Source organism: Clostridium arbusti SL206 (assembly GCF_000246895.1).
In the GTDB taxonomy this organism is placed as follows: Bacteria; Bacillota; Clostridia; order Clostridiales; family Clostridiaceae; genus Clostridium_I; species Clostridium_I arbusti.
Genome location: NZ_BAEV01000037.1, coordinates 22,126 through 32,056, shown reverse-complemented (window position 1 = coordinate 32,056; position 9,931 = coordinate 22,126). Strand labels below are relative to the sequence as shown.

10 protein-coding genes are annotated in these 9,931 nt (G+C 29.6%); all 10 read left to right on the top strand.

Annotation, left to right across the window (positions count from 1 at the left end; translation table 11 throughout):
* Positions 1-332, top strand: a 332-nt coding sequence (locus RH99_RS08705) for a FliG C-terminal domain-containing protein (protein WP_010236647.1), incomplete at its 5' end; no start/stop codon positions are given.
* Positions 316-1,077 (top strand): FliH/SctL family protein, encoded by a 762-nt coding sequence (locus tag RH99_RS08700; protein WP_010236644.1) that lies wholly within the window; start codon positions 316-318, stop codon positions 1,075-1,077. The genes RH99_RS08705 and RH99_RS08700, both read left to right, overlap by 17 nt.
* Before the next feature lie 14 nt (positions 1,078-1,091).
* Positions 1,092-2,399, top strand: a complete 1,308-nt coding sequence (gene fliI, locus RH99_RS08695; RefSeq protein WP_010236642.1) for a flagellar protein export ATPase FliI — start codon at positions 1,092-1,094, stop codon at positions 2,397-2,399.
* A 133-nt stretch (positions 2,400-2,532) separates the two neighbouring features.
* A complete protein-coding gene (fliJ, locus tag RH99_RS08690; RefSeq protein WP_010236640.1) occupies positions 2,533-2,973 on the top strand; it encodes a flagellar export protein FliJ in 441 nt (146 codons plus the stop codon).
* Positions 2,974-2,978: 5 nt separating this feature from the next.
* Positions 2,979-6,572: a flagellar hook-length control protein FliK gene (locus RH99_RS08685; protein ID WP_010236638.1), complete on the top strand. Its 3,594-nt coding sequence runs from the start codon at positions 2,979-2,981 to the stop codon at positions 6,570-6,572.
* 53 nt (positions 6,573-6,625) lie between these two features.
* On the top strand, positions 6,626-7,198 hold the full coding sequence (locus tag RH99_RS08680; protein WP_010236636.1) for a flagellar hook capping FlgD N-terminal domain-containing protein: 573 nt from the start codon (positions 6,626-6,628) through the stop codon (positions 7,196-7,198).
* A gap of 2 nt (positions 7,199-7,200) precedes the next feature.
* Positions 7,201-7,590 (top strand): TIGR02530 family flagellar biosynthesis protein, encoded by a 390-nt coding sequence (locus RH99_RS08675; RefSeq protein WP_010236634.1) that lies wholly within the window; start codon positions 7,201-7,203, stop codon positions 7,588-7,590.
* A gap of 97 nt (positions 7,591-7,687) precedes the next feature.
* Positions 7,688-8,689 carry a flagellar hook-basal body complex protein gene (locus RH99_RS08670; protein WP_010236632.1) on the top strand — a complete coding sequence of 334 codons (1,002 nt, stop codon included), beginning with the start codon at positions 7,688-7,690 and terminating at the stop codon, positions 8,687-8,689.
* A gap of 359 nt (positions 8,690-9,048) precedes the next feature.
* Positions 9,049-9,243 (top strand): flagellar FlbD family protein, encoded by a 195-nt coding sequence (locus tag RH99_RS08665; protein ID WP_010236629.1) that lies wholly within the window; start codon positions 9,049-9,051, stop codon positions 9,241-9,243.
* A gap of 95 nt (positions 9,244-9,338) precedes the next feature.
* The gene (locus RH99_RS08660; RefSeq protein WP_010236625.1) at positions 9,339-9,857 is read left to right on the top strand and encodes a flagellar basal body-associated FliL family protein; all 519 of its coding nucleotides are present in this window, start codon (positions 9,339-9,341) and stop codon (positions 9,855-9,857) included.
* Positions 9,858-9,931: the final 74 nt, after the last annotated feature.

Here is a 9,931-nt window from a genome sequence, read left to right as displayed (position 1 = left end):
AACTTGCTGAAAGAGTTAAGCAGTCAATGTTCATATTCGAGGACATTATTACTATGGACGATGTGTCTATACAAAGAGTTCTTAGAGAACTTGATAATAAAGATGTGGCACTGGCACTTAAAGGCTGTTCAGAGGAAGTTGCAGATTGTATTTTCAGAAATCAATCAAAGAGAGCTGCTTCTGCATTAAAGGAAGATATAGAATTCCTAGGACCTGTAAGAATCGTAGATGTAGAGAAAGCACAGCAGAAAATTGTTGGCATAATAAGAAGACTGGATGACGCTGGTGAAATAGTAATTGCAAGAGGTGGAGAAGATGCTATTATCGTCTAGTATTATTAAAAATACTAAAGTAATTGAACAGGGAAAAAAAGAGATAATTACAGATGGTAACATTGAAGAAAAGCAGCAATCTTTAGAGGAAATTAAGCATATCATAAAAAATAATGGCGAAGAAAATATAGATAAATTTGAGAAAATCGCCAAGGCCATTATGGACAAGGCAAAAGCAGAAGCAGAGGGCATAAAAACTAAGGCCATCAGTGATGCAGAAATTATGAAAAATGAAGCTTATAACAAGGGATATGAAGAGGGAAAGCATACTGGATATAAGGATGCTTACGACGAGACTATAGGCAAAAGCAAAGCGGAGGCTGAAAATATAACAACCAACGCTGAGAAAAATGCTTCAGAACTCGTTAGCAATGCAAAGCTGGAATATGAAAAATATCTTTTGGATAAAAGAGTAGATGTAAAGGAGTTAGCACTTTCCATTGCATCTCAGATTTTAAAAAAGCAGGTTAAAGAAGAAGACGGCATTGATGATATGATTTATGATGCTGTTAGTACTCTAAAAAATAATATGCTTATAACTATAAAATGCAGTAAGCTTCATCACAATTCATTGAATGAGAAAGTGGAGATATGGAAAAGACAAATACCATTAAAAGGCGAAATATTTGTTATAGAGGATAATTTTTTAGGTGATGACAGTGTTGTTATTGAAAAGGATAATGGTAAAATTCAGCTAGGCATTACTACGGGACTTGAAAAGATAAAAGAGGAAATTATGAATTGAGGAGAACAAAAGATATGATTTCTTTGAATTTTAAGGAACTGATGAAAAAGGTAGAGGAATGCAGTACAGCTTACATAGAGGGTGTAGTTAGTAAGGTAATAGGACTTACCATTGAAGTAGAGGGAATCAAAGCCTTTGTAGGTGAAGTTTGCAAAATATATAATGAGAAAAATGTTGCTGTAGAGTGTGAAGTTGTAGGGTTTAGGGAGAATAACATAATACTGATGCCTTTAGGAGAACTTATAGGAATAGCACCTGGCTGTAAAGTTGTACCTACAGGAAAGCCACTTACTGTTAAATGTTCAGAAGAACTCTTTGGAAGGGTTTTGGATGGACTTGGTAAACCCTTGGATGATAAAGTTTTAGGTGAAGGAAACTATTATAAACTTGACAGTGATCCACCAGATCCACTTAAAAGGCGAAGAATAAAAAATGTAATGTCTACAGGAGTAAGAGCCATAGATGGATTTTTAACCTGCGGTGAAGGACAGAGAATAGGTATATTTGCAGGTAGTGGAGTAGGAAAAAGTACAACCCTAGGTATGATAGCAAGAGAAGCTCAGGCTGATGTGAATGTAATTGCCCTTATTGGTGAAAGAGGAAGAGAGGTTCTTGATTTTATTGAAAAGGATCTTGGTGAAGAGGGAATGAAGAAGTCTATTATAGTGTGTGCTACCTCAGACAGACCAGCCTTGGTAAGATTAAAAGGGGCTTTTACTGCTACAGCTATTGCAGAATATTTTAGAGATCAAGGAAAAAAGGTAATACTTATGATGGATTCGGTGACCAGATTTGCTATGGCACAAAGAGAAATTGGACTTGCCATTGGAGAGCCTCCAGCTACTAAGGGATATACACCTTCCGTTTTTGCTATGCTTCCAAGGCTCATGGAAAGGTCAGGTATGTCAGATAGAGGTTCTATTACCGCTTTTTATACAGTGCTTGTAGATGGAGATGATTTTAACGAACCTATAGCAGATGCAGTGAGAGGTATTTTAGACGGACACATAGTATTGTCAAGGGATTTAGCTGCAAAAAACCACTATCCTGCTATTGATACTTTAAAGAGCATAAGTAGACTTATGTCAGAAATAGCCGATGATGATCATAAGCAGGCAGCTTCTGCAGCTAGAGATTTGCTGGCAACCTATAATGATTCTGAGGATTTAATAAATTTAGGTGCTTATGTAAGAGGAAGTAATAAAAAAATAGATATAGCCTTGCATTATCATGATTATATTATTAATTATTTAAGACAGGGAATAAATGAAAAATCAAATTTTGAAGAGAGTAGAAATAAACTTGTTCAGATGTTTAGCTGATTTTTAAATGAACAAATGCATTGTAACTTTATTTAAACTTATTAACAGTGAAAATTATAAATCAAAAGTGTTTCTTTACATAAATGATATTGAATTAAGAGTTTAATTAATTTAGTTACGAGAGGTAAATGTTATGGGGAATTTCAAATTTAGACTTCAGAAGCTTTTAGATATAAGAAAAGATAGAGAAGAAGAAGGTAAGATAAATTTTAAAAAGGCACAGCAAGAGAAAATTGGTGCAGAGGAAAATCTTGAAAAATTGAATACTAGTTATAAAGAGTTTAGCGAAAAAAGAAAATATGGCTCCGTTGTTCAGCAAAAGATAACACAAGTATATTTAAATTCTCTTTCGAGATGTATTGATCAGGCAAATATGGAACTTGAAAAAAAAGAAACTTTATTAGAGCAAAAAAGACAGGAACTTAAAGAGAATCAGATAGACAGAAAGACAGTGGAAATTTTAAAAGATAAGCAAAAGGCTCAATTTACTAAAGAACAGAATTTCATTGAACAAAAGGCTAATGATGAATTCGCATTGTATGGATTTATAAGAAGAAATAGCGAAGGGAGGTGAAGAATATGAGTGAGATAGTTATAACAACTGATTTTAGTAAAATCCCTAAGAATATTTCTAAAATAAAGGGGTCTAGTCTACAAACTACAGGAGAAAAGTTTTCAAGAAAGACTGATAAGTTTGGAGATTATTTAAATAAGGCATCAAAATATAGTTTGGATGATGATATTGGCTCTATAGATAAGAATTCAAAAAATTTGTTGTTTAGTGAAAATATAAAATCTAAAGCCGAAAATAATACTGATAAAACACAAAATTTATCTGATGATACGGATAATAAAGTTGATGAAACAAAGAGTGTTTCAGATAAGGATCAATTGATTAATAATATAGCACAGGAATTACAAAAGTTGATTTATCTGAAAAATGAGAATAATAGCACAACCTTAGAAAAAAGTGACAAGAATAGTATTAAATCTGATGGTATAAACTCAGCGTTAAATAAATTAAATTATTTATTATCTGACAAAGTTGATACTAAAACTGATTTAGCTCAACAAGTTTCTAACAATCAAAGTAAATTATCAGGTATGGTTGAAAAGCAATCAACAAAAGAAACTAGTGCTATTGAAGAAATATTATCAGAACTTAAAAGTTTTGATAATATTAATGATATAAGCAGTAAATCCTCTGATTTAATAAATAGTAATGCAGAAAACATTAATGATGATCAACTTAATAATTTAATAGCGACTAAATTAAGCTCGAAAAATTTCCGGAATAATGTAAATAATAAAACTGATAAAGCACAAAATGTTATTAAATCAAATAATAATGATGATTTACTTACTAACTTAATATCAGGTAAATTGGATTCACAAAATTTCTCTAATAATTTTCATAATAAGGTTGATAGAATACAAAAGCTTCCTAATAAAGTAGATAATAAAGCTGATAAAACACAAAATTTATTTGATGATACGGATAATAAAGTTGATAAAACAAAGAGTGTTTCAGATAAGGATCAATTGATTAATAATATAGCACAGGGATTACAAAAGTTGATTTATCTGCAAAATGAGAATAATAGTACAACCTTAGAAAAAAGTGACAAGAATAGTATTAAATCTGATGGTATAAATTCAGTATTAAATAAGCTGAATTATTTATTATCTGGCAAAGTTGATAATAAAACTGATAAAACACAAAATTTATTTAATGATACGGATAATAAGGTTGATAAAACAAATGTGGTTTCAGCTAGGGATCAATTGATTAATGATATAGCACAGGAATTACAAAATTTAATTTCAATGCAGAATATAAATAATAACACAACCTTAGAAAAAAGTGACAAGAATAGTATTGAATCTAATGGTATAAACTCAGTGTTAAATAAGCTAAATTATTTATTATCTGACAAAGTGGATAATAAAACTGATTTAGCTCAACAAGTTTCTAACAATCAAGATAAATTATCAGGTATGGTTGAAAAGCAATCAACAAAAGAGAATAGTGCTATTGAAGAAATATTATCAGAACTTAAGAATTTTAAAAATAGTAATGATATAAACAGTAAATCTTCTGATTTACCAAATAGTAATGCGGAAAACATTAATGATGATTTACTTAATATTAATAATTTAATATCAACCAAATTAGATCTAGAAAATTCCAAAAATAATGTAAATAATAAAACTGATAAATCACAAAATGTTATTAAATCAAAGAATAATGATGATTATTTACTTGATAATTTAATATCAGGTAAATTGGATTCACAAAATTTCTCATATGATTTAGATAATAAGGTTGATAGAATACAAGAGCTTTCTGATAAAGTGGATAATAAAACTGATAAGACACAAAATTTATTTGATGATACGGATAATAAGGTTGATAAAACAAATGTGGTTTCAGCTAAGGAACAATTGATTAATGATATAGCACAGGAATTACAAAATTTAATTTCAATGCAGAATATAAATAATAGCACAATCTTAGAAAAAAGTGACAAGAATAGTATTAAATCTGATGGTATAAATTCAGTATTAAATAAGCTAAATTATTTATTATCTGACAAAATGGATATTAAGGCTGATTTAGCTCAACAAGTTTCTAACAATCAAGATAAATTATCAGATATACTTGGAAAGCAATCAACAAAAGAGACTAGTGCTATTGAAGGAATATTATCAGAACTTAAGAATCTTGAAAATAGTAATGATATAAGCAGTAAATCTTCTGATTTATTAAATAGTAATGCAGAAAACATTAATGATGATTTGCTTAATAATTTAATATCAACTAAATTAGTTTTAGAAAATTTCCAGAATAATGTAAATAATAAAACTGATAAAGCACAAAATGATATTAAATTAAATAATAATGATGATTTACTTAATAACTTAATATCAGGTAAATTGGATTCACAAAATTTCTCTTATGATTTAAATAATAAGGTTGGTAGAATACAAAATCCTTCTGATAAATTAGATAATAATACTAATAAAACTGTAAAAAAAGAAATATTATCAGATAATGAACTTGATAAAACAAATGTGGTTTCAGCTAAGGAACAATTGATTAATGATATAGAGGAGAAATTACAAAAGTTAATTTCTCTGCAGAATGACAATAATAGTACAACTTTACTAAAAAGTGATCAAGATAGTATTAAATCTGATAGTATAAACTCAGTGTTAAATAAGCTAAATTATTTATTATCTGACAAAGTGGATACCAAAACTGATTTAGCTCAACAAGTTTCTAATAAACAAGATAAATTATCAGATATGCTTGGAAATCAATCAACAAAAGAGATTAATGGTATTAAAGAAATATTATCAGAATTTAAGAGTCTTGAAAGTAGTAATGAAATTATTTCAGAAAAGAATTCATTGTCTAGTGCAGCAAAATCCGTTAGTAATAATCAGCAGCAAGTATTGAATAAGAGAGAAGTTACTATATTACATAACATATTATCAAAACTCCAGGACATGTATAGTAATACTAATAATTCTTCTACTAAATTAATATCTACTTCCAATAGTCTAACAAAGAGTAAGGATAATGAATTTCTAAATCAGCTTGTAGATAATAAAGGCTCTGATGATAAGTATTCAAAGATTATTAATGTAATGAATCAATTTACAGTAAATACTGCTGATTTAAATAATCAAAATCAGGATATTCAACCACAAGTAATAAATAAAGATAATTTTACTTCTGATTTTATTAAAAGTTTAAATTATATGGAAGACAATAATATAAAAAGTATGACGGTAAAAATAGCTCCAAAGGAACTTGGAGAAATGCTTATAAAGATTACTTCTGATGGTAATATTATGAAAGCTACTATAACTGCTGCTAATAAGGATTCTTACAATTTATTGAATTCAAATTTACATGAGATTAATAATTCCTTAAATAATCAGCATATTAAAATTCAGAGTCTTGATATAAATATTTATAATGGTGATACTACTTATTTCAGTGATAATAGTAATTTTAATAATAATCAGTTCAGTGGAAATAATGGGAATGATAATAGAAGTAATAATGAAACTGCAAATTTAAATAGCAGTAATATGGAAGAAACAGATATTAAATATGAGAATAGTAATAGAGAAGAGAATAACGTTAATGTTTTAGTATAATGAAATAAATCAGTATACTAAATAAAATATAAACTCATATAAGGAGGTAAAACATGGCTGTAACAAGTAGTGATACAGTTCAAACTGGGTATCAGTCCGCTGTTGCCAATTCAAGTGCAACAGATAGGGGAACAAAGATTGTAAAAAAGGGACAAGACATTGATAAGAATTCATTTTTGAAAATATTAGCAGCTGAGTTATCTAATCAGGATCCTACAGGTAGTAGTAATCAGGATTCTACACAATACGTTGCACAACTTGCACAGTTTTCATCACTGGAGCAAATGGCAAATTTAAATGGTACAATGACTTTAAATTCAGCAGCCAATCTGATTGGTGTAAATGTTAAATTTAATCCTACTGACAGTCTGGGAAATAATTATGTAGGGGTAGTTAAGTCTATAACTAAAGATGGAGATACAATAACATTATCAGTTAATACTTCGGATAATGGAAAAGCTGTTACTAAGGATTTTGATTATAGTGATATTATTCAGGTTAATCCTGATGTTTTATCAAGTAGTAATAGTTCAAATAGTAGTACAAGTACCGATAAGTCATCAGGTACATCGGATACCAATGACAATTATACTTCAAATAACGATACTTCTACAGCTGATTTATAAAGATGAGTTATAGAGTAATCAATGGACAAATTCACCCTATAGAACCTATTGGTGGTTTTTCACAGCAAAAAAGTACTGAAAAATCTAAAAATAATGTAGATTTTAAAGATATATTAAAGAAAGAAATCAACGAAAAAGAAGGATTTAACATTTCAGCTCATGCTGCTGAAAGACTTAGAAGTAGAAGTATAAGCCTAAATGAGCAGGATATGAAGACTATAAATGAAGGCATAAATAAAGCAGAACAAAAGGGATGTAAAAATTCAGTTATACTTTACAAAGATTTAGCACTGGTTACAAGTATTAAGAATAGAACTGTAATAACAGCAGTAGACAAAAATAGTGCTAAAAATAATGTTTTTACCAATGTGGATAGTGTGGTTTTACTTTAGACTGGACCTTATTATGGGAAGTCTAGATCAGTGGAGTGATAGAAGCTGATCAAAATATGATAAAAAATAAATTAATAAACTAATGGAGGTTTTTAATATGGGATTAAGATTATTGAATTCAGGAGTATCAGGTATGCAGGCTAATCAAACAGCCTTGGATGTTGTAAGTAATAATATAGCAAATGATGGAACAACAGCCTTTAAAAGTGGTAGAACAAGATTTCAAGATATGTTAAGTCAAACTACAACAGATGCTGGAATGCCAACAGTAGCACTAGGAGGTACAAATCCAAGTCAGATAGGACTTGGAGTTAAAGTAGCAGGAGTAGATACTATAATGACTCAAGGTAATTTACAGACTACTAATAGAACTTTGGATGTAGCTATTGATGGAGATGGATATTTCCTGGTGAGTAAAGGGCCTACTGTTTTTGGTAACAATGGCGTTACAGTTAACAGTACTACTAATCATAATATTGCTGCAAATGCAAATTCACAAATTTCATACACAAGAGATGGTGCTTTTGCCCTAGATAAGTCAGGTAATCTTCTAACTTCAGATGGATACAGAATTATGGGTTATTCAGTAGGTGGAAGTATTACTAATGATGCGCAAGGAACTATAAATTTTGTAGATGCTTCAGGTACAGTAACATCTGATGATACAAATCTTAAAACATTAAGAATACCTAGTACAGTTAATGATGGTGGAACCGAAGTTAGAGTTACAAGCTATTCCATAGGAAAAGATGGTTTAATAGTTGGAACTCTTGAAGATGGTAGAGTTACAGCAATCGGACAAATTGCCATGGCTTCTTTTCAAAATCCAGCAGGTTTAGTAAAAGAAGGAGGAAATCTATATAATATTTCAGCTAACTCAGGAGATGCTGTTGTGAGAACTGGTGCAGGACATGCTGCTGCAAGTGATAATAGCGATGGATACGGTGCTATGACTTCCGGAATGCTTGAAATGTCAAATATAGATCTTGCTCAGCAGTTCACTGATATGATTGTTGCAAGCAGAGCTTTTCAGGCTAATAGTAAAGCTGTAACAACAGGTGATGATATATTAAATACCATAGTAAATCTTAAGAGATAATTTATAAATAAGTTAATAAGGCATATGAAAATAAATAGTAAGTCAAAGATGCGACGAATATTTTGAATCCAACAAGGAAACAGGTTCTGAGGATAGTAAGCTATCTGAGGGTTCTGTTGACGCAGTAGGATTTAAAATAGGCTAGCATACTGACTAGTTATTTATTTGAATGTGCCTAATGTACAATTAAAGAGGGGATGAGTTAATTATTAATGGTATTAGCCTTTAGGTTTTAGACTATTAATAATTAATTAACCTTTTGATTGTACAAATATATTTTTTGAATTATTACATGAGTAAAAAATAACAAGTTAAATATTTAATAGTTATTTCAATTATATAAGAAAGCAGGTGAATTTATGATAAAACTCACCGGAATGAATCATAAGGAATTTATAATCAATTCAGATAATATAGAAAAAATTGAGGAAATACCTGAAACTGTAATAACGCTAATGAATGGAAATAAATATCTTGTAGAGGAAACTTCAGATGAAATTATAGATAAGATAATATTATTTAAAAAGAGAATTTATAATTCAAATTATAAATAAAGCCTGTGTGTATATTTCCATAGGAAATGTTTATTTTTGGGAAATGTCTAATACATAAATTATGTTTTTAATTATTTGCAAAAGGAGATGAACGCATGAGTGAAAAGAATAAGGGAAATAAAACAGGTGGGGCTAGTAAAATTATTATAATATTATTAGTGCTATTAATTGTTTTATTAGGAGCCTTTGGAGGTTACATTCTCTTCTTTGGAGGAGCAGCAAAACTACATCAAGCCAGCACTTCAAGTAATATAAATAATACTGCTTCACCAGTTACCACTACTTCGGCAGATGAAAATACTTACTCTTTAGATGAAGCTATAGTAAATTTATCAGATACTGATTCTCAAAGATATTTAAAGGTAAAGGTAAGTTTTGGATATGACGAAAATAATAGTAAGCTTAAAGCTGAACTTGAAAGTGAAGATGTAAATAAAAAACCTATTTTAAGTGATGCAGTTAATAGTGTATTGAGAAGCAAAAAAGCTTCTGATTTTACTGGAAATGAAAAGAGTATAAATGATATGAAACAACAGATTCTCGATGCAGTAAATCCAGTGCTTAAAAAGGGAAAGATAAGTCATATATATTTTGATGAATTAGTAGTTCAGTAAGGCATATGAAAACAAATAGCAAGTTAAATATATTAGCGTACTGACTGGTTATTTATTTGAATAGGCCTAAAATA